The sequence below is a fragment of the Enterococcus sp. CWB-B31 genome (assembly GCF_020567645.1).
Taxonomy (GTDB): domain Bacteria; phylum Bacillota; class Bacilli; order Lactobacillales; family Enterococcaceae; genus Enterococcus_L.
On the sequence record NZ_JAJDJW010000008.1, the window covers coordinates 137,373 to 161,087 of the forward strand.

Genomic DNA, 23,715 nt, shown 5'->3' on the forward strand with positions numbered 1-23,715 from the left:
ACAGTTATGTCTTTTTCTATTTCTAGGATTTATTAGAATTGTCTAAAAGGAAAATCAGTTTATAGTGAAGATTTTTGACTACATGTATGTATCAAATATAGATAGTCTTTTAGCTGTTGGGAACCTGAGCGGCTAAATTTACTTAACATGTTAGAAAGACGGATGTTTTTGAAGTATGTTACTATAATTAGTGAACAGACGCTATGAGAGAATGGCGGCTAGAGCCTCTCAGAAATAGTATGTAAGAAGGAATCAGGTGGGGGAAATACTAATCTACAGTGTTTAATTCAATTCAGAATAACAATTGTATAAAAAGGAATAGTTGAGTAATTTTAATATAGCAACTCAAAAGAAGCTATGAAAAACTGATCGATTAAATATCTGGAGCACTTGACAAGGGGCCTCCATCATTGAGCATTCTGACGATACTGAGAGCAGTAGAGAAATCTACAATCATTGCAGCTCAATGCTGCTCAATATAAAGTGTTTGCTTAGACACCTAAGATAACATAATTAGATTGTTGCAAGGGAAGAGAATAAAAACAGGTTGTGAATCCTTGCCTATCAAGGATATGGAGATTTTAGGCAAAATTATTTTTAATAGACAAGGAGGGAATGTATGGAAGAAATTATTATACTGCATACTAATGATCTGCATTCTCATTTTGAAAACTGGCCGAAAATCAGGAGATTTCTTTTGGAGAAAAAGGCAGAAAACACCGAAGTCAGTCAAACAACAGTAACAGTTGATCTGGGAGATTTTGTAGACCGTTGGCATCCTTTGACTGAGGCAACAGATGGTCAGGCTAATATTGATTTGATGAATACGATTCACTACGATGGAGCAACCATCGGAAATAATGAAGGTGTGGGAAACTCCAAGCGTCAATTAAATAATTTATATAACGAAGCGAATTTTGATGTTCTTTTGGGTAATTTGTTTGATCCGGATACAGGTGAACGACCTGAATGGGCTGAACCCTATAAAATCATTGAAACTCCGTCTCATACGAAGATCGGCTTGATTGCATTAACTGCGCCTTTTCCTTTGACATATAAGCCGAATGGCTGGGATATTCGTCGGGTTGATGAGGTTCTTCCAGAGTTGGTTCAAGAAGTCAGACCAAAATGTGATTTGCTGATTTTACTCAGTCATTTGGGAATAGACAATGATATAAAAATTGCCACAAATTATCCAGAAATTGATGTTCTGCTGGGCTCACATACCCATCATTTGTTTAGATATGGTGAAAAAATCAACCGTACTCAGTTAGCTGCTGCCGGAAAATTCGGACAGTATGTTGGTGAGGTTCACGTATTTTTGGAAGATGGAAAAATTTTTAAAACAACTGCAGAAGCTCATCCAACTGATGAACTGCCTTTTTTTCCAAAAGACGAAGAAGAGATAATCGGGTATATGGAGCAGGGGCATGAGTTGTTAAAAAGGAAATCAGTTGCTGAACTGCCTTATGAGCTGTCTAATGAACTGGATGATAGATATCCTGTTATCTTTAAGACCCTTGATGCAGTAAAAAAGAGAGGTAGGACAGAGGCTGCTGTTTTAAATACAGGACTGTTCTTAGATGAGCTTTCAAAAGGAGTCGTTACGGAAGATGATCTTCATCGAATTTTGCCTCATCCCATGCATTTGATTCGGGTAACATTGGTTGGGGAGGATATGATTCGTCTAGTAAGAGAGATGGAAAAAAACAGGCAGTATCTGAGGAAGTTTCCGATTATGGGAATGGGCTTCCGAGGGAAAATATTTGGAGAGCTTTGCTATGACGGTATCTTCTATGACAAAGAGACAAAGAACGTTTTATGGAATGGGGAAAGGATTCAAAAAGATCGAAAATATACACTGACTACGGTAGATCATTTTTTATTTATTCCTTTTTTTCCAACAATAGAAATTGTTGGCGAGACAGAATTTTTATTCCCGGAGTTTATTCGAAATGTTTTAGGAGACTATTTGAGACGCCACTATCCAATCAATAAAAAACAAGGTATAATAAACGACAGGTGGTGAGATTGTGACGGAGAAAACTGAAGAAAAGAATGAATTAACTGCAGAAATTGCTGCTGTGATTGAAGAGATAAATGAAGAACCTGCTAAAACCAAACAGCGGGGTGAAGTAGTAACTGCTGTAGATGAAAGCCAGATTATGATTGGAGATCGTCAGTACATGCTGGTGAAAAATCATCGGGATGCTTTTGATGCAGAGAAAATAGGTGAACGTTTCAGTGATATTTTATCCAGATACGATTTCATCGTAGGGGATTGGGGATATGATCAGCTTAGATTGAAAGGCTTTTTTGAAGCAGGCAATCGAAAGGCTTCTCCTGATCAGCGGATTGACAGTTTGGAAGATTATCTTTATGAATTCTGTAATTTCGGCTGTGCTTATTTTGTACTTGAGCGAATAGGTGGAAAGCGGGAAAAACAGGGACTTAAAAGAAAGCGAAATAATAAACGAAGCAACTATCGAAATAATAATCAGGCTCATACAGAAGAAAAGAAAGGACCTGCAAAAAATCAAAAAGATTTTAAGAAAAATAAACCAGTTATTCGTAATAGAAAAGAAAACACTGGGGCAAATCAGCAGGCTGCTGAAAAGAAGCCGGAGAAAAAAGAGGCGAACAATAATCGATCATTTACGATTCGCCAACGTGAGGAGTAGAAACAGTGGGAAATTACAAGGGCTATTTGATTGATTTAGATGGAACGATCTATCTGGGTAAGGAAATTATACCGGCAGGAAAACGTTTTGTTGAAAGGCTTCAGAAAACGAATCAGCCCTTTCTCTTTGTAACAAATAACACAACAAAAACGCCTGAGGCAGTTGCAAACAGGCTGGAAAAAGAATTTGATTTGCACGTTCCGGCTTCTGTTGTTTACACCGCATCTCTGGCAACGATTGATTATATGAAAGAAATGAATCAGGGGAAAAAGGTTTATGTGATTGGCGAATCGGGTTTAGTCGACTTGATTCTGGCTGCAGGATTTGTCTGGGAGGAAGAGAGTCCTGATTATGTAATTGTAGGGCTGGATACAGGAATTACCTATGAAAAATTTGTGAAAGCGACACTGGCTATTCGCAGAGGTGCCGTTTTTATAGGTACAAATCCCGATAAAAATATTCCAACGGAAAGAGGCCTTCTTCCCGGAGCCGGCTCGATGATTGCTTTGGTACAGTCAGCTGTGCAGAAAGAGCCTGTTATAATCGGCAAACCGAATTCTGTGATTATGAATGAGGCAGTTAAACTTATGGGTTTGGAGAAAACAGATGTGTTAATGGTTGGCGACAATTATGAAACGGATATACAGTCCGGTATTCAAAACGGTATTGATACATTGCTGGTTTTGTCTGGTTTTACTCAGAAAGAAGAGGTGCCAAACTTGCCGACTGCAGCGACTTATACTCTTAACTCATTGGATGATTGGGAACTGTAGCATGACAAAACGCAAAGGAGCAATTATAGAATATCTGGGATTTACCTGTCTTTTTTTGGCAGTCATTTCCCTGTGCATCGCCATCACAATAAATTTTCGACCGTTGTATCGTTTTGACATTAACTACTTAAATATTCTTGATTATACAATGATCAGCCAAAAAGAGCTGCTGGAAAATTTCGATCAGCTGATGAGCTACCTGAATAATCCTTTTGTTACAACACTGAAAATGTCTGATTTTCCAGTTTCTGAAAGCGGAGCCTTCCATTTTTATGAAGTAAAACGTCTATTTTTACTGAACTACGGGGTGTTGCTGGTGACAATTATTCCAGCAGGCTTTTTTTTACGGTACTTGAAAAAGAATGGCTGGTTATGGCGTTTAATGCGTCCCTGTCAGATTGCTTTATTTATTCCTGTGGTTTTTCTGCTGTTAATGGCTGTAGGTTTTGATCAGTTTTTTGTTCAGTTCCATGGAATCTTTTTTAATAATGATGCATGGCTGTTTGATCCTGTAACTGATCCGGTGATTAATGTTCTGCCGGAAATGTTCTTTATGCACTGTTTCCTTCTATTTTTTATTTTGCTGGAAGGGACCCTGTTCGCTGGTTTTTTAGTTGGCAGGAGAAGTTTAAGAAAAAAATAATTAATTGAATAAATTACGCGAGGTCGGGACTGTGACAAAACTATGTCTGAGATCCCTAAAACCGAATAAACGGTGTTCCAAAGCCCCTCCATGCTTCGAGGATCGGAACGAAGTGAGAACCGTAGACGCAGAAAAACGGATACAGTGTAATGTTTTGTCTCGAGAATCGTTAGACTCGTAGAGACAGTAGTTCTGGAAATAAGTCGAACTATACTGAAAATATGAGTAGCTCCAGGGAGGTATCAATTCACAGCTAGTCATATTATGACTAGTGTTCCTTGACAATTTTCGTATATTCAGACTTATTGTCATAAATCACTACGATTGACTCGTCAGAGTAGATGATGCATGATACCTACCTGGTTCTTGAGACAGAACACTTCTGTCTCAACCTCGCTGTTTATTCGGGTTTAGATATGAAAAGAGTTTGGACCTTATTTCTGTCCTAAACTCTTTTTTATTTTATGCATAGTATCTCTTATAAGAAAAAAATTAAAGTTGATCTAGTTTCGGAAACTAGATTGAATCATTTTAATAAATATGTTATTATATTTTTATAAAAAGGTGGTGTGTTTTTTTGAACGATATAAGAGCTTCGCTGGAACAGTGGGGGAAAAATTTGAAGGGCATTCATTTACCCAGATGGCATGAACTGCCGGATATAGAGCTGTATATGGATCAAGTAATTACTCTTGTGGAAAAATACTTGTCACCATTGATTACTACTGACAAACATACTTTGCTGACATCTTCAATGGTTAATAACTATGTAAAGCTTGGTTTGATTCCGGCACCTGAAAAAAAGAGATACAATCAAAAACATTTAGCATTTCTTGTTGCTATTACGTTGTTGAAACAGGTTCTGACCATTCCCGAAATTAAACAGGGAATTTTGTTTCAGGGGGCTGCAGTTGGAATTAGGGAAGCTTATAATCAATTTTGCAATGAACAGGAAAAAGCCTTGAAAGTTGTTGTTGCCCAGGCATTAGGGGAAGAACCTGTTTCGTCGTTTAGTGAAAATATTCCTACAGAATCTCTGGCTGTAAAAGCAGCAACCTTATCTTTTGCAACAAAAATGTTCAGTGAAAAAGTGATCGAATTGGAGCAACTATATTTAGAGAAGATGGAGAAACGTGATGAATAAACAAAAAATAGCAATACTTGTAGATTCCGGTACTGATGTACCGCAAGAACTAATTGAAAAATACGGAATATATGTGATTCCTTTGCAAATCATTTATAAAGATCGAGTATACACGGATAAAGTGGACATCACTCCGGAAGAGGTATATAAGCGTTTGCCGGTTGAAATCCCGAGTACTTCATTACCTGACGGAGATACCATTACGAAAATTTTTGAAAAGATTAAAGCAGACGGCTTTGAAAAAATTTTGGCGATTACAATTTCCAGCGGTTTGAGCGGAACATTTAATATTGTTCGTTTGATCAGTGAGGAGTTTAAAGATGTGGAAACCTTCTGTCTCGATACGAAAAATATAGGGATCGGCAGCGGACTTCAAGTGATTGAGGCTGCTAAAATGGTCGAAGCTGAGATGCCATGGGCAGAAATGAAAGTACGTCTATCTGAAAACGTTGAAAAATCCACTGTCTATTTTAATGTGGCGACATTGGAATATCTGCAAAAGGGCGGCCGGATTGGTTTGGTAGCATCTATTTTGGGAAATGCCTTAAAATTGAATCCCATTATTTCCTGTAATGAAGAAGGGGTTTACTATACTGTAGCAAAAGCTCGAGGCAGAAAGAAAAGTCTGGAAAAAACGCTTAGTCTGATTAAAGAATTTATTGGGAACCACAAAAAAGTTGTTTTGGCTGTTGCGCATGGAGAAGCAGAAGAAGAAGCCAAAACTTTCTATCAAAAGTTGAAAGAAAATTTTCCCCAAGCTGAAGAGATTTATTTTGGCACTATCAGCCCGGCATTGGTTGTTCATACCGGACCTGGACTCCTTGGAATCGGTGTTCAAATCTTGGACTGATTTTGTTATGTAATCAATTGCAAGTTCAAATAATTGCGTTAAATTAACAATATGATAAAATGAAAACTGGAACTGCTGAATCAGTCTGTTTCGGTTTTTTTGATATGGAAATTTTATGAAAAGTATTTTAAAAAGACGGTTGTTATGTTAAACTCATTATTGTTGAAAGGAGATAATAAAAAATGAAAAAAGCAATTGCAGAAATTATTGGAACATTTATTTTAGTATTTTTCGGAACAGCAACCGCTGTTTTAGGAAACGGAATGGAAGGAATCGGAACAACAGGTATCGCATTAGCCTTTGGGCTGACGATTATTGCAGCAGCCTACAGTATTGGTACAATTTCAGGTGCTCACTTAAATCCTGCTGTATCACTGGGAATGTGGGTAAATAAACGAATCACGACAGTGGAATTGGCCTATTATATTGTTGGGCAAGTGATTGGTGCACTATTGGCATCCTTCTCATTACTGATGATTTTAGAAGCAGGAAGTCTGAACACTTCAAATCTTGGACAAAACGGCTTTGGTGATTTCACAGCTATGGGTGCGTTAGTTATTGAAATTATTTTAACATTTATTTTTGTTCTGGTTATTATGACTGTCACAAGTGCTAAAAAAGGAAATGCCAAACTTGCAGGAATCGTTATTGGTCTTACACTGACAATGGTTCACTTGGTTGGAATTCCGTTAACCGGTACATCAGTAAACCCTGCAAGAAGTTTGGGTCCTGCGATTTTTGCCGGCGGAGATGCATTGTCTCAGCTGTGGGTCTTTATTGTTGCACCGCTAATCGGCGGATTGCTTGCAGCGCTGGTTGCCAAATATGTTTTAGATACTGAAGAAGTATAACAAATTAAATCAACAGTTAATCAGAATCGGTCTTTAAGGACTGATTCTGATTTTTGTTTTTTGTTGATTTTCTTAAGAAAGGTGAATAGAAACAGCGAAATCAGTGAACAAAGATGAAAGACTTCAAAAAATGAGGTATAATGAAAAAAATACTGCAAAACTATGTAGGAAAGAAAAAGAGGTGTCTCTTTATGAAAAAGATTTTAGTCGTAGATGATGAAAAACCGATTTCCGAGATTGTAAAATACAATTTAGTAAAAGAAGGGTATGAAGTTTCAACTGCTTATGATGGTGAAGAAGCATTGGAAAAAGTGAAGGAAGAAGAGCCGGATTTGGTGATTCTTGATCTGATGCTCCCTAAAATTGACGGTTTGGAAGTTGCTCGGGAAATCAGAAAAACCTATGATATGCCGATCATTATGGTAACTGCCAAAGATTCTGAGATTGATAAGGTTCTAGGACTTGAATTAGGAGCAGATGATTATGTGACAAAACCATTTTCAAATAGAGAGTTGGTTGCTCGTGTTAAAGCCAACCTGCGTCGTGGAGCTGCCAGTGTTAAGGAAGCCGACGACAATACACCTTCTGAACTGTCAATTGGCGATTTAACCATTCATCCGGATGCCTATATGGTATCAAAACGCGGAGAAAAAATAGAGCTGACTCACAGAGAGTTTGAACTTCTTTTCTATCTGGCAAAACACATAGGTCAGGTAATGACAAGAGAACATTTGCTGCAGACAGTCTGGGGGTATGACTATTTTGGAGATGTCAGAACAGTGGATGTGACGGTTCGACGACTGCGTGAAAAAATTGAAGACAATCCGAGCCACCCTACATATTTGGTTACCCGAAGAGGTGTCGGCTATTACCTAAGAAATCCTGAACAGGAGTAGTGATCTATGAGGAAAAAGGTTAACTTTTTTCAATCAGTCAACTTCAAGATTGCGTTATCCTTTATCCTCCTTCTTTTGATCGCTATACAGATTATTGGAGGATATTTTATTCGTGAACTGGAGACGACGACAATCAGTGAATACAAAAAAAATATTGATTTGCAGGTGACTCAGCTCGTTAACTCATTGAGCAATCCGCTAAATAATGAGGACGATAATGTCAGCGCGGATGTTGATACAGATATAAAACGAGTCCTGAGCAGCTTTTCAAATTCAGAATTTCTTGAAGTCAGAGTGATTGACGATAAGGGAATTGTTCGTGCAACCAGTGATTTAAACCAACAGGGAGTGGTTGGTAAGAAAAATGAATACCGTAATCTGAATGAGTTTGTCGCAAAAAAATACCCTGCAGTTGAAAACGGGAAAAGGGTATATATTAATATCCAGCCAATTTATTCCCCGACCGGCGATACTGTCATCGGGGCTGTTTATGTTAAAAGCAACATTGAAAACAAATATAAGGAAGTTACGGATATCGCCCGGATATTTTTTACTGCATCATTGATGGCGGGAATTATTTCTGTCATTGTTACACTGTTGATTTCTCGTTCGATCACTCAGCCTATTGGAGAAATGAAAGAGCAGGCGCTGCGTATCGCAAGAGGCGATTACAGCGGGAAAGTAAAAATCTATGGAAAAGATGAGCTTGGACAGCTGGCGGAAACCTTTAACCAGTTGAGCGAACGAGTGGAAGAAGCGCAGGAAACGATGGAGTCGGAACGAAATCGACTGGATAGTGTGCTTACGCATATGACAGACGGAGTTATTGCAGCAGACCGGCGAGGAAAAGTCATTACTATTAACGAAATGGCTACGACTTTATTAAATGTTAAGGCAGAAGAAGCGATTGGAATGTCCTTGCTGGAGCTGCTGGATATTGATGGAGAATACACGCTGAGAAAGCTTTTAGAGGAGCCGGATGAATTACTGATTGACCGTTCCCTCTCTGATAATCCCGAGGATCAAATGATTTTGAAGGTTGATTTTGCGATGATTCGAAGAGAATCAGGTTTTATTACCGGGATTGTTTGTGTGATGCATGATGTAACAGAGCAGGAAAAAAATGAACAGGAACGCCGTGAGTTTGTTTCCAATGTTTCTCATGAACTGCGTACGCCTTTGACAAGTATGAGAAGCTATATAGAAGCGCTCAATGAAGGAGCTTGGGAAAATCCCGAAATCGCACCGCATTTTCTGAAGGTCACGTTGGAAGAGACAGACCGGATGATCCGCATGATTAACGATCTTCTGAATCTTTCCAGAATGGATTCCGGAAATTCTGAGTTGCAGATGGAGTATGTCAATTTTAATGAATTAATAAATTTTGTACTGGATCGTTTTGATATGATGGTTGAAAATGACGAGAAGAAATTTGTCATTCGCCGTGAGTTTACCAAGAGAGATCTTTGGGTTGAACTTGATATGGATAAAATTATACAAGTACTAGACAATATTATGAATAATGCCATTAAATATTCTCCAGATGGCGGAGAAATTGTCTGCCGTCTGTTGGAAACCCACAGTAGTGTTATTTTCAGCGTAACAGACAGAGGACTTGGTATTCCAAAGAAAGATTTACCGAAAGTGTTTGAACGCTTTTATCGAGTGGATAAGGCGCGAGCGAGAGCACAGGGCGGTACAGGACTGGGACTGGCAATCTCAAAAGAAGTAATGAAGGCTCATAATGGGGCGATCTGGGTTGAAAGCCGAGAAGGTCAGGGATCAACATTCTATATTTCTCTGCCTTATGAACCTTATGAGGAGGTTTGGTGGGAATGAAAATGACTATTACTGAGAAACTGATTCGGATCGGTCTGATTCTGATGGTTTTGCTAAGTCTCTATTTCAGCTATTCAATTTGGAGCAGTTCTTCAATTAAAGAAGATAGCTTGGAAAATGAGGGGCAGGTCACTTCTACAACGAAAGAAAGATCCAGCAGCGATGTTTTTCTCCCTCTAAGAATTGTCAGAATGGAGAATGACGAGATAACTGTAAGTACGAGCGAAAGTCTAATCAGCTCCATTCAAAAGGTGTTGAGCAGCAGTATAATTGACCAGCTTTCTTTGGTAAGCAGCGGAAGCGAAGAAGAATACGAAAATTACTATTCAGATAAAAGAGGATTTGAATTTCTTTATGAAGGACGTTTCCTGCTAAGTGAATATCTGTCCGTGTATAATCTTCCGATTGATCTTACTGATATCCCGTTGGCAGAAGAAGTCTATTTCAGCAGTATACAAGTCGATTTTGATGGAAAAAGAATCTATTTTTTTGATTTTGAGAATAAAAATGTTTACGCAGCATTTATCTCGATTGACCAGGAAAAGATAGAAAATTTATTGAAAAAAGACGGAATCAACTATTTTAAGGCTATTGAACGTTCGTCAATTGCAAATAAGCAATACTATATGATGAGCGACCTAAAACTTAAAAAATACAGCTATATTTTAGCATCTCAGCCTATAACACTTTTCAGAAATGCTTTTTTTGCCAATCCGGACAGTGTTCATACAAATGAGGACAGTAACGATCTTTCATATACAAGCGGGGTTGAAAAGCTGGTTATTGACGAAGAAACGAGTACAGTGTATTTTAGTGGAAATCTCCAGGTATCTTCTGAGGATCATAATGTGTATGCTGACAGTTTTGGCTATATGAAAAAATTGGGAACCAATATTGGGAATATACGCTATTTTGATTACTCAGATAATAAAGTGAATTACCGTACATTTGTGGAAGGTTTTCCTGTTTTCAGTGAAAATAATAAAGGGCAGGTCAAAGTCACCATTGATGGAGAAGAATCTGAGCAGCATAAAATCAGCATTGATACAAGTGTTGATATGATTCAGGTACCTATCCCTTCTGAAGAAGAAGTTACTTTACAGGACACTTCTGATTTGTTGGATGAGCTGCTTGCTTACGGTGCAGATATCGAAGGAATTGAATCGCTGATTATCGGCTATAGCTGGCAGACAATCGAGGGTATCACCCAAGTTGTTGATTTAACACCGGAATGGTATATTTTGTATCGTGGACAATGGTATCCGGAGCGCGAATTGCTGCAGAAAATCGTGAATTTGGAGGTGCAGTAATGGATTTTAAGCGGATTGAATGGATTTTTTTCCTGGTTTTCTTAGGGGTAAATATCTTTTTATTCAGTATCTATCGGGAAGGTCTGCAGGATGAAAGTTACGTCTCTTATTCCGAGAAAACAGAAAGCCTGGAAACGCGTCTGAAAAAAGATCAGATTACGCACAAAAAGGAATTGTCTACTAAACGCTCTGAAGGTTACTACCTAAGTGGAGAACAGACAAATTTTTATATGGCTATTCAGGAACAGCAAGCAGCTAAAAATGACTATTCCTATTTAAAAAATATTACTGTGACTGAAAATGGCGTCATTGATTATCCAAGCAATCACTACATTGATCCAGATGAAGTTAATGAGACGTTTTCCGGCTTTCTTAGGGATGAAAAAAGTGTCTTATACGGCAATGAATATACGTATTTACCTCAGTTTTCTAATTTAAACGGTGAATTTCCCGAACTCGTTGCAGCACAATCATATGGAGGTATTCCAATTCATGATGACACGGCTCAGATTACCCTGTCGCTTGAAAAAAGCGAGACAGATGATTTACTTAGAATCGTACAGTATTCGCAGTCTCATATTGGAAATCTGGAAGAGCTGAGAGAAAAAGCAGATCTTTATTCAGAACAGGATGCCATAGAAACACTTTACGTAAACAATAAGATCCCCAGCAACTCAACTATTACTTTTTCAAAGCTGGCTTATTCGCAGATATACAAGATCAGAGAAAAGAATGTTTATGTTCCTGTCTGGTTTATCGGGATATCTTCCAATTCAACGACTCTGCAGGTTGAGCAGGTGAACGCCATGAGCAATACAATTATTACCAGTAATGCGGTTATCAGGGTGGAAAAAGATAATTGATCGTTGTATACTATATACTGATTACATGAAAGATTAAAGGAAGGGAAGCGTAGGAAAAATGAAGCAGGAAAAGGCATTTAATGTCAGTGTGCTTGCCAGCGGAAGTACAGGCAATTCCCTTTTTATAGAATCAAAGGAAAAGAAAATTTTGGTAGATGCCGGGTTAAGCGGTAAGAAAATCACATCACTATTATCTGAAATAGACCGTAAACCGGAAGAGCTGGATGCTATTCTGGTCACTCATGAACACAGAGATCATATTCATGGGGTAGGAGTACTGGCGAGAAAGTATAATCTGGATGTTTATGCCAATGAAAAAACTTGGCAGGCCATGGATTCAATGATTGGCAATGTGAAACTGGAGCAAAAGCATATTTTCGAAATGGGAAAGGTACTGACGTTAGGTGATATGGACATTGAAAGCTTTGGTGTCTCTCATGATGCGGCAGCTCCTCAATTTTATAGATTTTATAAGGATAATAAATCCTTCGTTATTTTGACAGATACAGGCTACTGCAGTGATCATCTCCGGGGGACTGTGCGAGATGCAGATGCCTACCTGATTGAAAGCAATCACGATTTGGGAATGCTTCGTGCCGGTGCCTATCCATGGAGCCTGAAACAACGTATTTTAGGGGATCATGGGCATTTGTCAAATGATGATGGTGCGTTGGTTATGGCCGATGTGATCGGTGCTCATACAAAACGAGTTTATCTTGGACATTTGAGCAAGGAAAATAATATGAAGGAATTGGCGCAAATGGCAATGACTTCTATTTTGAAAGAGTATGGACTTGGTGTCGGTCACACGTTCAATGTTTATGATACTGACCCCGAATCAGCAACAGATTTGTTTTCGATTTAATAATTTAAACAGAATGCATAATGAAGGTGCGACATAAGTGACATGCTGCTCCTATCTAGGACAGAGAAATAATAAAATCCTAGATAGGAGTATTTTGTATGGGAAAAATTGATATCTACTTCTGTTGTCCGATTTTTAGAAGTTTGACAGTTTTAAGGTATGTCTAAGCTTGTTTTCGTATTATTTATTTGTAAATAATACGAAAAAAGGACGGAAAAAATATATGCCTATAATCAACAGTACAAATCATTCGGAAATGGAAACATATGATACATTTATTCGAAATGCAGCGTTCAGTTCTGTGACTCAGGAAACAGGATGGAGCTATGTGAAAAATAACTGGGAACCTCTATATGTTTATTTAGAAGAAGAAGGTGACATTGTTGCTGCGATGTCTGTGTTAATGGTTAAAAATATTGGAGAAAAGAAATTTGCCTACGTTTCAAAGGGACCGGTGATGAATGAATTTTCTTTAGAATATATAAACAGACTAGTCCGTGAAGCAGAAACAGAATTGAAAAAGCAGCAGGTTTTTCTATTAAGAATGGATCCTGAATTTCTTTACTGTGAGGAAATTAACAAGAGTTTGAGAGCAGCAGGATTTATTGTAAGGAATCGGGAATTAGGCGGGAAAGACACGATTCAGCCAAGATATAACATGGTTGTCAATTTAGAAGGAAAATCAGAAGAAGAGGTATTGGAAGGATTTTACAGTAAAACCAGATACCGTATTCGCTATGCCGAAAAAAAGGGATTGGAGAGTAAAGTCTCTTCTAACCGTAAGGATTTGGACATTTTTTATAAATTATATGCCATGACTAGTGAGCGGCACAAGATTTCTTATAGACCTCAAGACTATTTTGATCGATTGGCAGATGCATTTCTTGACTGCGGCAGAATGAAGATTATCCTTGTTTTTATTGATGGCGTACCTGATGCTGGCGGACTTTGCTTCATATCTGGAAGGAAGGTCTGGTATATGTATGCAGGAAGCACCCATGAAAATCAAGGTTTGATGGCACCCTATTTAGTGAACTGGGAAGGAATCAGATGGGCAATTAAAGAGAAGAAAGACGGCTATGATTTTGGCGGAGTATTCAGTTTAAACAATGAGGATGGCTTATATCAGTTTAAAAATGGGTTTGTACGTCCGGAGCCGCCGAAAGAATTTATTGGTGAAATTGACAAGATCTATGATCAAGAGGCTTATAAAGTGTTCTTGAATCAGGAAAAATAAATCAATATTTTTGTAATTTTCAGAAAAATTAGTGTTATAATGAGAGAGCGATTGATCAAAATGATGTTTACAGCTGAAATCAGTCAGGGGCGCCTGATTGATTTCATGCCTTTTTATTACAGGAGGGGACTAAATGATTTTGTTAGGATCAATTGTCAACGGACTGGCAATTGTTGTCGGGAGTTTGGCGGGTGCGGTTTTACGCAATTTAAGTGAGGCAACGAAGGATACAGTTACAAAAGGAGTTGGATTAGGCGGAATTCTTTTGGGTATTCAGATGTCAATCAAGTCGGAATCATTTATTCTCGTTTTAATCAGCATGTGTCTGGGAGCAATGGTCGGTGAGTCATTGAGAATTGAAGATCGAATGAATCAGTTTGGACTTTATCTTGAACGACGGTTTGCTAAGTCAGGAAGTAATTTTGCAGAGGGCTTTGTCACTGCTTCACTGATTTTTTTAATTGGCTCCATGGCAATTATAGGAGCTGTCGAAAGTGGTGTTTCAGGAAATCATCAAACGCTTTATACTAAAGCTGTAATGGATGGGTTCATGGCGATTATGCTGACAGCTTCTCTGGGAGTTGGCGTACTTTTTTCGTCGATTCCGGTATTTTTGTACCAGGGATTGATTACAATCTTTGCGAGCGTATTAATTAAATATGTTCCAGACCCTTTGATGGATGAATTGATGGCCGGCATCAGTGCAATCGGCGGCTTGATGTTTTTGGGGATTGGAATGAATATTGCTGGAATTACAAAAATCAGAGTATCAAATTATTTACCGGGTATTCTTATTTTAGCAGCAATTATAATCTGTCAATATTACATGTAAATAAAATGAAGCTACTTCAATATACAGCTGACTGGGGCGAACCTGATCAGCTTTTTTTGCATGAAAAAATACACATTCAGCATGAATATGCATTTGTATAGGGTTTTAATGTATATTTTCCCTTTTTATCTACATAAATTAATAAAAAACCATTGACGAATTCCCTGTATAAAACTATAATGTGAAAAACATGTCTTTTATTAAAACGAAAAGGAAAGGGTTAAAACAAATGAAAGTATCCATTATTGGAGCAACCGGATATGGCGGTTTGGAGCTCATTCGTTATTTAGTCAATCACCCTCATGTAGAGATAATATCGATTCATAGTCAAACTGAAACGCAGGCTGTTGATCAGCAGTATCCTCATTTGAAGGGAATACTGTCGATGAAGCTAACAGCGGTTGATCCCGAAGAAATAATGAATCAGAGCGACCTAGTCTTTTTAGCTTCACCATCTGGAATCTCAAAAAAACTTGCATTACCATTTATAGAAAATGATTTTCCTGTAATAGATCTTTCTGGTGATTTTCGTTTAAAAGAGGCTGGAGCTTATGAAAAATGGTATGGAACAGATGCTCAGCATTTTTCCTCAATTGAAAAATTTGATTATGGACTTGCAGAATTTAGAGAAAATCTAAACAGTAAGTTTATTGCAAATCCCGGATGCTATGCTACAGCCTCTGAGCTTTCACTTGCTCCGTTGTTGCAAAATCAGCTGGCAGAATTGGATTCAATTGTTATAGATGGAAAATCTGGTCTCTCTGGAGCAGGGAAAGGAATATCAGCTTCCAGTCATTTTTCACATGTAAATGAAAACATGAGTGTTTATAAAATGAATAAGCACCAGCATATCCCTGAAATTGTTCAGCAATTCCAACACTGGGCACCTGAACTAAAGGGAATTCAATTTACGACTTCCCTGATTCCGGTGACAAGAGGAATACTTGTGACTGCTTATGTTAAGTTGAAGGACGTGTTAAGTTGTGTACAATTGGTGAATCTATACAAATCATGTTATATGGAAAAACCGTTTATCCGAATTCAGGAAGAGGGATGCTTTCCCTGTATTAAGCAGGTTGCGGGCACAAATTTCTGTGACATCGGGCTTGCAGTAAATAAGGAAATGAAGATGGCAACAATTGTTACAGTTATTGATAATTTAGGAAAAGGGGCAGCCGGACAGGCGATTCAGAATATGAATCTTTTTGCAGGTTTTTCTGAAACAGATGGACTCATGCAAGTGCCGATATATCCATAGGGAGATAGTGAGTATGAAAAAAATAGATGGAACCATCGCTTCACCAAAGGGATTTTACGCTGACGGATACCATAGCGGATTGAAACGGAAGAAAAAAGATATTGGCTGGATTTATTCAGAATACCCTGCTCGAGCTGCTGCCGTTTTTACAACGAATGCTGTTCAGGCCGCACCAATTAAAATTACCAAAGAGGTACTTGCTTCAGATTCCTTGCAGGCAGTGGTTGTTAACTCAGGAAATGCCAATGCATGTACAGGAGCAGCCGGTTTGACTCATGCAAAAGAAATGCAGAAGATAGCAGCAAAACAACTCGGTCTTTCCAGCAGCCAAGTGGCTGTGGCTTCGACCGGAGTTATCGGACAGGAACTGCCCATGGATAAAATAGAAAATGGAATTGCTCATTTAAATAAAACAGGCGGAGAAGCACCCGCTTTTCATGAAGCGATTTTAACCACTGATACACAAACAAAAGAAATTGTTCTTGAAGCAGTTATTGAAAATAGAAGGGTAAAGATGTCCGGTGTGGCAAAAGGTTCTGGTATGATTCATCCAAACATGGCAACAATGCTTGCTTTCATCACTACGGATGCGGCAATGTCCAGAGAGCTGCTGCAGACTATGTTAAAGAAAATAACTGACGAAACTTTTAATCAAATTACTGTGGATGGAGACACCTCCACAAATGACATGGTTTTGCTCATGGCAAATGGAGCTTCTGGAATCTCAGAGATACAGGAGCATACTCAGGAATATGAAATTTTTCAGGAAATGCTTTATCAAGTGATGAAAACATTGGCAATGATGATTGCACAAGATGGAGAGGGTGCAACAAAGTTAATTGAAGCAACAGTAACGAATGGAAAAGATCCGTTGTCTGCGCGAATGATTGCCAAGAAAATTGTTGGCTCCTCTCTTGTGAAAACTGCGATGTTTGGTGCAGACCCTAACTGGGGCCGAATTATTTGCGCAATTGGTTATGCTGACCCATTCGTTAATCCGGAAAATATTGACATTTTTATAGAGGGTCAGCCAGTATTACTCCACAGCCAGCCGCAGCACTTTGACGAACGAGTCATGAAGGAAAAGCTGGGAAAGGAAACCATTACAATAACTGTTGATCTTCACGAAGGAGCGGCTGCCGGCAAAGCCTGGGGTTGTGATCTTACTTATAAGTATGTCGAAATAAATGCACTCTATCATACATGAGATAGAAGAAAGGAACAAAAAGATGAAGGCTTTAATAGTTATTAAAATCGGGGGAGCAGCTGGAGACACATTGACTCCAGGATTTTTCAGTCAGATTCATGCATGGCAGGCAGAAGGAAAAAAAATTATTATTGTCCATGGAGGCGGGCACTATATTTCTGAGATGATGGATTGCCTGAATATTCCCGTCTGCTATAAAAATGGGTTGCGGGTAACGACGGATGAAGTATTAAAAATCACTCAAATGGTATTGATTGGACAGGTACAGCCCATGATCACTGTCCGTTTTCAGCAGGAAAATCTTTCAGCTGTGGGCTTGAATGCATCAAGTAATAAAATTATTTTAGGTGAGTATCTGGATAAACAAACCTTGGGTCATGTAGGGAAAGTGATCGATATCCAAACAGATTTACTGCTTGATTTACTTGAAAAAGATTATATTCCGATTGTTGCCCCTTTAGGAATAACCGATTCTGGAGAGTGGCTGAACATTAATGCCGATGATTCCGCCTGCCAGATTGCTTCGGAATTAAAGGCAGAAACATTATTTTTGTTAACCGATGTTGCAGGAATCAAATACGGAAACGAATATATTAAAGAATTGCGGATTTCCGATATTGAGTCGCTGATTGAGGAACAAGTGATAACCGGGGGTATGATTCCCAAAATAAAAGGTACGGAAAAAGCTATCAAAGAAGGTGTGGGGACTGTACATATTACTAATGATATCTTAAGCAAAGGAACAGTCATAATAGGAAAGAAGGTAGCGATATGAGTTATTTGTTTCCAAACTATCTTAGAAAAAGCATTGAATTTGTTGAAGGAGATAAATGCAGCCTGATGGATGCTCAGGGAAAGCGTTATTTGGATTTAACCAGCGGGATTGGGGTTGTCAACCTTGGATATAATCATCCTGTGTTGAATCAGACACTTCAGGAGCAATCGCAAAAAGTCTGGCACATTCCAAATCTTTATAAGAATAGTTTGCAGGAAAGAGTTGCTGAGAAGCTTGCTGATGGAAAAGAGTATGTTGCTTATTTTTGTAACAGCGGAGCTGAAGCGAATGAAGCAGCTATTAAACTTGCTCGAAAAGCCACAGGTCGAACAAAAATTATTTCTTTTCTTCAATCATTTCATGGGAGAACATTTGGTGCAATGAGTGCCACAGGTCAGGATTCAATTCATGCAGACTATCATCCGCTAGTTCCAGGCTTTATTTATGTTCCTTACAATTCTCTTGAGGGTCTTAAAGAACATCTTGATAATGATACTGCTGCTGTAATTGTAGAGGTTATTCAAGGAGAGGGCGGTGTTATACCCGCAAAACAGGAATGGTTGAAAGAACTGAAAGCAGTCTGCCAAGACAATGGGAGTCTGCTGATTGTTGATGAAATACAAACAGGAATTGGTCGGACGGGGACCTTTTATGCGTCAGATGGTTATGATCTTGTACCTGACATTATTACATTGGCCAAAGGGTTGGGGAATGGTTTTCCAGTTGGTGCAATGCTTGGAAAAAAAGAACTCGCAGCTTCTTTCGGACCCGGCAGCCATGGCTCTACATTTGGCGGAAATCTTTTGGCAATGAGCATTGCAGAGAACGTAATCGATTTGATTAATCAGGAAGAATTTTTATCAGATGTAGCTGTAAAAGGCAAGAAGACAATTGACGAGCTTTCCACAAGATTAAAAGAAAATAGGGTAGTAAATGAGGTAAGAGGCACAGGATTGATGATCGGAATCGAACTGATAAACAGTCAGATTTTGGCGCAGGCCATTGATAAATTACAATTAGCTGGTGTACTGGTCTTGAAAGCAGGAAGTAATGTTCTGCGGCTTTTACCACCGCTGACAATCACAGAAAAGGATCTGGCAAAAGGAGTTGACAAAATCTGTCAAGTATTGGAGGAGATAGCAAATGACTGAAGGACTATATGGAAAAAGTCTGTTGGATTTAACTGAACTGACAGAGGAAAATTTTATTGAGATTATACAGCTGGGAATTGGTATGAAAAAAGATTCAGAAAAATACAAGACGGTATTATCAGGTAAAATCTTGGCTATGATTTTTGAAAAAAACAGTACACGTACCCGAGTTTCTTTTGAAGCAGGTATTATTCAGCTTGGCGGTCAGGCAATTATTCTGGATACTAAAAGTACGCAAATGGGGCGGGGAGAACCAGTTAAGGACACTGCAAAAGTCATTTCTTCTTATGTGGACGGAATCATGATTCGTACATTTTCAGATCAGATGATTCAGGAATTTTCAAAAGAGTCTTCCGTTCCTATTATTAATGGACTGACGGATCATCATCATCCTTGTCAGGTTCTTGCAGATTTTATGACTATTTTTGAGATAAAAAATAAGCTGAAAGGTATTAAACTTGCTTATGTTGGTGATGGAAATAATATGGCACACTCTTATCTTCTTGGCGGAAGCATCGTTGGTATGGACATTGCCATTGCATCACCAAAAGAGTATCAGCCTAACCCGGAATATGTCGAACAGGCACAGAAAATTGCAAACACCTCAGGGAGTCAGATTATTATAACTGATGATCCATATGAAGCTGTAAAAAATGCAGATGTTGTGGTAACAGATGTATGGGCAAGTATGGGAGATGAAGGAGAACAAGAGATGCGTACACAGATTTTTCACGACTATCAGGTTAACGACTCACTTGTTCAGCAGGCAAAATCCGATTATATATTTTTACATTGTTTGCCGGCTCATAGAGAAGAAGAGGTATCTTCAAAGGTGATAGATGGAGATCATTCTTACATTTATCAGGAAGCTGAAAACCGTCTTCATGCGCAGAAAGCTTTATTGGTTAAACTGATGGCAAAAGAGAAGTAGACGTGGAAAAATTAGATATTGTTAACCAGCAGAGGATTCGGAAGAAAACAGGACTTCCGAATTTTTTTTATTGTTTCCAGAAGTTTTGAGAATAGGTAATTTCTTTATTAATAATGGCTTGAAAGCGAATAAAAAGCTAGATAGCTCTGGTTATCTCAAAAAAAATGAACCGATTGAGGATATTGAGCAAAGAGAACTGAAGGATGAAATTTATAAGATATAATAGAAATGCAGATTTTTTAGCTGTTCTTTTAATAATTTTATCTATATTAGTTTATATTGGAAGAATTTTTGTTTGTAGTTTTAATTACTTTCTAGTAGAATGAAACTGTATGTAATGAAAGAAAAGAGGTGTAGATAAATGGGTTTTACAGATGAAACAGTACGTTTTGACTTTGATGAAAGTCGTAAGAAAGAAGTAAGCGAGACGTTGGCAACTGTCTACCGGGCTTTGGAAGAGAAGGGTTACAACCCAATTAATCAAATTGTGGGATATTTACTTTCTGGAGACCCGGCCTACATTCCTCGTTATCAGGATGCGCGGAATTTAATTCGCCGTCATGAACGGGATGAAATCATGGAGGAACTTGTAAAGCATTATCTATCAAGTTATGGTATCAATCTTCGATGAGAGTGATGGGGTTGGACGTTGGATCAAAAACTGTTGGAGTTGCTGTCAGCGACCTTTTGGGATGGACGGCACAAGGTATAGAGATTATTCGAATCGACGAAGAAAAACAGGAGTTTGGTTTTGATCGTTTAGGTGAACTGATCAAAGAGTACGAAGTGACCAAAATGGTGGTTGGTCTGCCTAAGAATATGAATAATTCTATCGGACCAAGAGCTGAGGCCTCCATGGCTTATGGAAAACAAATCGAGGAAAGATTTCACTTGCCGGTTGTTTTTCAGGATGAACGGTTAACTACTGTTCAGGCAGAACGTATGTTGGTTGAACAGGCAAATACTTCTCGTGCAAAACGAAAAAAAGTGATAGATAAGGTAGCAGCTGTAATGATTCTGCAAAATTATTTGGACGGTGCAGGAAAAAATGCGTAACAGTATGTTTCCAAATTATTTATAGAAGAGGGAGAACGACAATGACAGAGCATAATCATGAGGGACATGAACATATTACGTTAGTAGATGAACAGGGGAATGAAACTTTGTATGAAATTCTTCTAACTGTTGACGGACAGGAAGAATTTGGTAAGAATTACGTTCTTCTATATCCAGCCGGCGTACCTGAAGATGAAGATGTGGAATTACAGGCTTACGCATATATTGAAAATGAAGAAGGCACAGAAGGTGAACTGCAGCAGATCGAAACAGATGCTGAATGGGATATGATCGAAGAAGTGTTCAATACATTCATGAGTGAAGAAGAAGAAAAGTAAGAATATATGAGCTAAGCCCTTGATATATAAGGACTTAGCTTTTTCTATTATTCGTTTGAATATGATAACGAATATGATTCGTTTAGAAATTTAAGTGGCACTTTGTCAACGAATGTTGGTAAGAAAAATCGAGAGAAATAGAGTCGAGTCTAGAGAGAAATTTTCTCTAGGCTTTTTTGTTCAGTTTGAAATGCGCTTCGCCAAAGCAGAGATTGATCCTGAGTTTGACGTTATAAAAGCTTCTGAATCCATAAGTATTGCGTTTGAGTACCTTGATATGATTGTTTAAGCTTTCCAAAGGGCCGTTAGAATAAGGTTGTTCAAGGGATCGCTTAATCTTCTTTGACATTTTTTTGAAGGTTTGTATCGTTTTTTGATAGTTTTCTGGAAGAGACATCTTCCAGAAGCGATTGGTGGAAATAAGAAAAATTTTTCTCTCTAAAAAAGATGCCAGTGATTTCTCACCAACATCATAAAGTATAGAGCCCTTAGAAATGCTAAGATTGAAATTACTATAGTAGGGTACAAAAACCCCCAACATCTTAAGAAGCTGGGGACTAAATTCTATACATTGAGTTTTTTATCAGCAATGGCATCGGTGAGAGTTTTAGAGAAATTTAAGTGCATCTCCCGGCCTAGTTTATCAGCCCATTTTGGGATGGTAAGAGTTTTTTTAATAGGCTCTTGGCTATCTAAGTATTCAGAAACATCCACGCTGACCATTGATATAAATGATTTTTCCGGATCGTAAGTATAATTAAGCTCTTCATCATTTTTAAAAGGGTTATTCCCAACAAGTGATAGCTGGCTGATTTGTGACGGTGTAGGGACTTTCCGGCCGTTTTCTATATCATCAGCCAGAGTTATGCCTAACCAATCAGAAGCCATATACATTGCTTCTGTAACCGTATCGCCGCAAGTTCCGCCGAAGTTCTCAAAATCCGGGAAAAAGACGGAATACCCTTCGCTATAACCGTCTTTTTCTGGTTCAAAGTAAAATAATGCTGGAAAAGTTACTAACATTCTTATTCTCCTCCCATCGTTTTAGAACAAGCGGGCTATCTAAGCCCAGCTTGTTTCAATATCCCCATTTCTAACCCCTTCTTGATCTTTTGGGGGACAGTTATAGGTCGGTTAACTCCTGGATACCTCACCTTAACGTGTGAGCCTTTGCCGCCTTTGACTTCTACGCCTCCGTTGGCTACTAGAAGTTTAACCAGTTCTTTTTGTGTCATTGGCATTGTGCACGTATACCTCCTGACATCTATCATTGTATACGTGCTGCACGTGTTTGTCAATAGATTTACTGAAAATGTTGATTTTATCGTGTTGGACAAAAATGTCTGTCCTGTGTATTTTATGCCCTTTTCAACCGTGTTTACAATGTTGCTAGACTTTTATGGTAATTTCTATTGAAGGGGGTGTAAGACATCCGTATAGGCTAACATTCATATTCTTTAGAACCTCATATTCGTTCACGTATGGGACTTAATAAAACTTAACTTTTAAAATAAATAGTAAATTAAGCGGACTTAGCAAAACTTGGTTTTCAAATGGACAGGAATTTCATAACCCTGATAAAACCTGATATTTAAGTACTATAAGCGGTAGCTATTGCTCTTTGTTTCTCTTGATTTTCACTAGTTTTGGCAGTTTTAGCTTATTTTGGAATTCTGGGTTAAAGAATTTTCTCCATTTAGATTGATGCCAGTAAATGCGCATAAGTCTTGACTTATTGTATCTAGTTTCGTATTCAAAATTAAAACTAAAAGTTGTTAGCTTATTTACGAAAAGACCGTGTGATGTTTCGGTTTCTAAATAATAAGTGCTTTTGTTGTATATCGTCTCTGCGGATTCACCGCTTAAGAAAAAAGCGTAGAAACTGGAAGAATAAGAGTATGGAGCTATCGTAATTGGCAACAATGATGTAGATTCATCTGTCATAACGGAAATTCCAGTTCTGAAAAACGATGAAACAGCACGTTTCTCAAAGATTAATTGACCATCATTTCCTGCAAATATTTTTCCGTTTTCGTCTAATATATTTGTATCATAAATAGTTAAAGGCGTAGATGATTCATTGATAAAAGTATGGATAGGCTACACTAAACTAGACATAAAAAATAAGGTGTGTAAACTAAAAGAAAACACACTGGGAGGAACCACTTTATGTCAAGAAGAGCACGAAGAACCTATACCGAAGAATTTAAACAAC

Annotated in this window: 25 protein-coding genes and 1 pseudogene; 22 read left to right on the forward strand and 4 right to left on the reverse strand. The window is 38.3% G+C overall.

Annotation, left to right across the window (positions count from 1 at the left end; genetic code table 11):
- The first annotated feature begins 619 nt into the window (after positions 1 to 619).
- The 22 genes from LI954_RS09340 to LI954_RS09445 all read left to right on the forward strand — a co-directional run bounded on the left by LI954_RS09340 (position 620) and on the right by LI954_RS09445 (position 21,500).
- A complete protein-coding gene (locus LI954_RS09340) occupies positions 620 to 2,029 on the forward strand; it encodes a bifunctional metallophosphatase/5'-nucleotidase (protein WP_202068022.1) in 1,410 nt (469 codons plus the stop codon).
- Between the two features lies 1 nt (position 2,030).
- Positions 2,031 to 2,681 (forward strand): YutD family protein, encoded by a 651-nt coding sequence (locus tag LI954_RS09345; protein ID WP_202068070.1) that lies wholly within the window; start codon positions 2,031 to 2,033, stop codon positions 2,679 to 2,681.
- A gap of 5 nt (positions 2,682 to 2,686) precedes the next feature.
- Positions 2,687 to 3,454: a TIGR01457 family HAD-type hydrolase gene (locus LI954_RS09350; protein ID WP_202068023.1), complete on the forward strand. Its 768-nt coding sequence runs from the start codon at positions 2,687 to 2,689 to the stop codon at positions 3,452 to 3,454.
- A 1-nt stretch (position 3,455) separates the two neighbouring features.
- Complete coding sequence (locus LI954_RS09355; protein WP_202068024.1) at positions 3,456 to 4,097, forward strand: TIGR01906 family membrane protein; 642 nt, start codon at positions 3,456 to 3,458, stop codon at positions 4,095 to 4,097.
- Positions 4,098 to 4,674: 577 nt separating this feature from the next.
- Positions 4,675 to 5,241 (forward strand): DUF1836 domain-containing protein, encoded by a 567-nt coding sequence (locus LI954_RS09360; protein ID WP_202068025.1) that lies wholly within the window; start codon positions 4,675 to 4,677, stop codon positions 5,239 to 5,241.
- Positions 5,234 to 6,091 carry a DegV family protein gene (locus LI954_RS09365; protein ID WP_202068026.1) on the forward strand — a complete coding sequence of 286 codons (858 nt, stop codon included), beginning with the start codon at positions 5,234 to 5,236 and terminating at the stop codon, positions 6,089 to 6,091. The genes LI954_RS09360 and LI954_RS09365 overlap by 8 nt, the downstream gene beginning before the upstream one ends.
- A gap of 182 nt (positions 6,092 to 6,273) precedes the next feature.
- Positions 6,274 to 6,942, forward strand: coding sequence for an MIP family channel protein (locus LI954_RS09370; RefSeq protein ID WP_202068027.1), 669 nt, complete (start codon positions 6,274 to 6,276; stop codon positions 6,940 to 6,942).
- 191 nt (positions 6,943 to 7,133) lie between these two features.
- Positions 7,134 to 7,838 (forward strand): response regulator YycF, encoded by a 705-nt coding sequence (yycF, locus tag LI954_RS09375; RefSeq protein WP_202068028.1) that lies wholly within the window; start codon positions 7,134 to 7,136, stop codon positions 7,836 to 7,838.
- A 6-nt stretch (positions 7,839 to 7,844) separates the two neighbouring features.
- Positions 7,845 to 9,677: a cell wall metabolism sensor histidine kinase WalK gene (gene walK, locus LI954_RS09380; protein ID WP_202068029.1), complete on the forward strand. Its 1,833-nt coding sequence runs from the start codon at positions 7,845 to 7,847 to the stop codon at positions 9,675 to 9,677.
- Entirely contained in the window at positions 9,674 to 10,987 is a 1,314-nt protein-coding gene (locus LI954_RS09385) for a YycH family regulatory protein (RefSeq protein ID WP_229444335.1), read from the forward strand. Before walK ends, LI954_RS09385 begins: the two co-directional genes overlap by 4 nt.
- Positions 10,987 to 11,850 (forward strand): two-component system regulatory protein YycI, encoded by an 864-nt coding sequence (locus LI954_RS09390; RefSeq protein ID WP_202068030.1) that lies wholly within the window; start codon positions 10,987 to 10,989, stop codon positions 11,848 to 11,850. Before LI954_RS09385 ends, LI954_RS09390 begins: the two co-directional genes overlap by 1 nt.
- Positions 11,851 to 11,908: 58 nt before the next feature.
- Complete coding sequence (locus LI954_RS09395; protein ID WP_202068031.1) at positions 11,909 to 12,715, forward strand: MBL fold metallo-hydrolase; 807 nt, start codon at positions 11,909 to 11,911, stop codon at positions 12,713 to 12,715.
- A 223-nt stretch (positions 12,716 to 12,938) separates the two neighbouring features.
- Complete coding sequence (locus tag LI954_RS09400) at positions 12,939 to 13,952, forward strand: lipid II:glycine glycyltransferase FemX (protein WP_229441182.1); 1,014 nt, start codon at positions 12,939 to 12,941, stop codon at positions 13,950 to 13,952.
- Positions 13,953 to 14,085: 133 nt separating this feature from the next.
- On the forward strand, positions 14,086 to 14,784 hold the full coding sequence (locus tag LI954_RS09405) for a DUF554 domain-containing protein (RefSeq protein ID WP_202068033.1): 699 nt from the start codon (positions 14,086 to 14,088) through the stop codon (positions 14,782 to 14,784).
- Positions 14,785 to 15,013: 229 nt separating this feature from the next.
- Complete coding sequence (gene argC / locus LI954_RS09410; RefSeq protein WP_229444336.1) at positions 15,014 to 16,042, forward strand: N-acetyl-gamma-glutamyl-phosphate reductase; 1,029 nt, start codon at positions 15,014 to 15,016, stop codon at positions 16,040 to 16,042.
- A gap of 13 nt (positions 16,043 to 16,055) precedes the next feature.
- Positions 16,056 to 17,249 (forward strand): bifunctional glutamate N-acetyltransferase/amino-acid acetyltransferase ArgJ, encoded by a 1,194-nt coding sequence (gene argJ / locus LI954_RS09415; protein ID WP_229444337.1) that lies wholly within the window; start codon positions 16,056 to 16,058, stop codon positions 17,247 to 17,249.
- A gap of 22 nt (positions 17,250 to 17,271) precedes the next feature.
- Positions 17,272 to 18,024 (forward strand): acetylglutamate kinase, encoded by a 753-nt coding sequence (gene argB, locus LI954_RS09420; RefSeq protein WP_229444338.1) that lies wholly within the window; start codon positions 17,272 to 17,274, stop codon positions 18,022 to 18,024.
- Positions 18,021 to 19,175 (forward strand): acetylornithine transaminase, encoded by a 1,155-nt coding sequence (locus LI954_RS09425; protein WP_229441178.1) that lies wholly within the window; start codon positions 18,021 to 18,023, stop codon positions 19,173 to 19,175. The genes argB and LI954_RS09425 overlap by 4 nt, the downstream gene beginning before the upstream one ends.
- Positions 19,168 to 20,106, forward strand: a complete 939-nt coding sequence (gene argF, locus LI954_RS09430) for an ornithine carbamoyltransferase (protein ID WP_229444339.1) — start codon at positions 19,168 to 19,170, stop codon at positions 20,104 to 20,106. Before LI954_RS09425 ends, argF begins: the two co-directional genes overlap by 8 nt.
- Positions 20,107 to 20,467: 361 nt before the next feature.
- Positions 20,468 to 20,737 (forward strand): IreB family regulatory phosphoprotein, encoded by a 270-nt coding sequence (locus LI954_RS09435; RefSeq protein WP_202068039.1) that lies wholly within the window; start codon positions 20,468 to 20,470, stop codon positions 20,735 to 20,737.
- Positions 20,734 to 21,162, forward strand: a complete 429-nt coding sequence (ruvX, locus tag LI954_RS09440; protein ID WP_202068040.1) for a Holliday junction resolvase RuvX — start codon at positions 20,734 to 20,736, stop codon at positions 21,160 to 21,162. Before LI954_RS09435 ends, ruvX begins: the two co-directional genes overlap by 4 nt.
- Positions 21,163 to 21,203: 41 nt before the next feature.
- Complete coding sequence (locus LI954_RS09445) at positions 21,204 to 21,500, forward strand: DUF1292 domain-containing protein (protein ID WP_202068041.1); 297 nt, start codon at positions 21,204 to 21,206, stop codon at positions 21,498 to 21,500.
- Between the two features lie 166 nt (positions 21,501 to 21,666).
- On the opposite strand, the pseudogene LI954_RS09450 reads toward LI954_RS09445, so the two are convergent.
- From LI954_RS09450 to LI954_RS09465, 4 genes and pseudogenes are all read right to left on the reverse strand, one after another.
- Positions 21,667 to 21,891 (reverse strand): annotated as a pseudogene (locus LI954_RS09450) (transposase); the annotation flags it as partial.
- 173 nt (positions 21,892 to 22,064) lie between these two features.
- Positions 22,065 to 22,523: a type II toxin-antitoxin system HicB family antitoxin gene (locus LI954_RS09455; RefSeq protein ID WP_202068043.1), complete on the reverse strand. Its 459-nt coding sequence runs from the start codon at positions 22,521 to 22,523 to the stop codon at positions 22,065 to 22,067.
- Between the two features lie 35 nt (positions 22,524 to 22,558).
- The gene (locus LI954_RS09460; protein WP_202068044.1) at positions 22,559 to 22,741 is read right to left on the reverse strand and encodes a type II toxin-antitoxin system HicA family toxin; all 183 of its coding nucleotides are present in this window, start codon (positions 22,739 to 22,741) and stop codon (positions 22,559 to 22,561) included.
- Positions 22,742 to 23,111: 370 nt separating this feature from the next.
- A complete protein-coding gene (locus LI954_RS09465; RefSeq protein WP_229444340.1) occupies positions 23,112 to 23,444 on the reverse strand; it encodes a hypothetical protein in 333 nt (110 codons plus the stop codon).
- Positions 23,445 to 23,715 lie beyond the last annotated feature (271 nt).

Excerpts from the sequence above, each read along its gene's own strand:
- ruvX (WP_202068040.1), top strand. The coding sequence starts at position 20,734 with ATGAGAGTGATGGGGTTGGACGTTGGATCAAAAACTGTTGGAGTTGCT.
- LI954_RS09405 (WP_202068033.1), top strand. The coding sequence starts at position 14,086 with ATGATTTTGTTAGGATCAATTGTCAACGGACTGGCAATTGTTGTCGGG.
- LI954_RS09400 (WP_229441182.1), top strand. The coding sequence starts at position 12,939 with ATGCCTATAATCAACAGTACAAATCATTCGGAAATGGAAACATATGAT.
- argF (WP_229444339.1), top strand. The coding sequence starts at position 19,168 with ATGACTGAAGGACTATATGGAAAAAGTCTGTTGGATTTAACTGAACTG.
- LI954_RS09460 (WP_202068044.1), bottom strand. The coding sequence starts at position 22,741 with ATGCCAATGACACAAAAAGAACTGGTTAAACTTCTAGTAGCCAACGGA.
- LI954_RS09395 (WP_202068031.1), top strand. The coding sequence starts at position 11,909 with ATGAAGCAGGAAAAGGCATTTAATGTCAGTGTGCTTGCCAGCGGAAGT.
- LI954_RS09445 (WP_202068041.1), top strand. The coding sequence starts at position 21,204 with ATGACAGAGCATAATCATGAGGGACATGAACATATTACGTTAGTAGAT.
- walK (WP_202068029.1), top strand. The coding sequence starts at position 7,845 with ATGAGGAAAAAGGTTAACTTTTTTCAATCAGTCAACTTCAAGATTGCG.
- LI954_RS09435 (WP_202068039.1), top strand. The coding sequence starts at position 20,468 with ATGGGTTTTACAGATGAAACAGTACGTTTTGACTTTGATGAAAGTCGT.
- LI954_RS09425 (WP_229441178.1), top strand. The coding sequence starts at position 18,021 with ATGAGTTATTTGTTTCCAAACTATCTTAGAAAAAGCATTGAATTTGTT.
- LI954_RS09455 (WP_202068043.1), bottom strand. The coding sequence starts at position 22,523 with ATGTTAGTAACTTTTCCAGCATTATTTTACTTTGAACCAGAAAAAGAC.
- LI954_RS09355 (WP_202068024.1), top strand. The coding sequence starts at position 3,456 with ATGACAAAACGCAAAGGAGCAATTATAGAATATCTGGGATTTACCTGT.
- argC (WP_229444336.1), top strand. The coding sequence starts at position 15,014 with ATGAAAGTATCCATTATTGGAGCAACCGGATATGGCGGTTTGGAGCTC.
- yycF (WP_202068028.1), top strand. The coding sequence starts at position 7,134 with ATGAAAAAGATTTTAGTCGTAGATGATGAAAAACCGATTTCCGAGATT.
- LI954_RS09370 (WP_202068027.1), top strand. The coding sequence starts at position 6,274 with ATGAAAAAAGCAATTGCAGAAATTATTGGAACATTTATTTTAGTATTT.
- LI954_RS09340 (WP_202068022.1), top strand. The coding sequence starts at position 620 with ATGGAAGAAATTATTATACTGCATACTAATGATCTGCATTCTCATTTT.
- LI954_RS09390 (WP_202068030.1), top strand. The coding sequence starts at position 10,987 with ATGGATTTTAAGCGGATTGAATGGATTTTTTTCCTGGTTTTCTTAGGG.
- LI954_RS09465 (WP_229444340.1), bottom strand. The coding sequence starts at position 23,444 with ATGACAGATGAATCTACATCATTGTTGCCAATTACGATAGCTCCATAC.
- LI954_RS09385 (WP_229444335.1), top strand. The coding sequence starts at position 9,674 with ATGAAAATGACTATTACTGAGAAACTGATTCGGATCGGTCTGATTCTG.
- LI954_RS09365 (WP_202068026.1), top strand. The coding sequence starts at position 5,234 with ATGAATAAACAAAAAATAGCAATACTTGTAGATTCCGGTACTGATGTA.
- argB (WP_229444338.1), top strand. The coding sequence starts at position 17,272 with ATGAAGGCTTTAATAGTTATTAAAATCGGGGGAGCAGCTGGAGACACA.
- argJ (WP_229444337.1), top strand. The coding sequence starts at position 16,056 with ATGAAAAAAATAGATGGAACCATCGCTTCACCAAAGGGATTTTACGCT.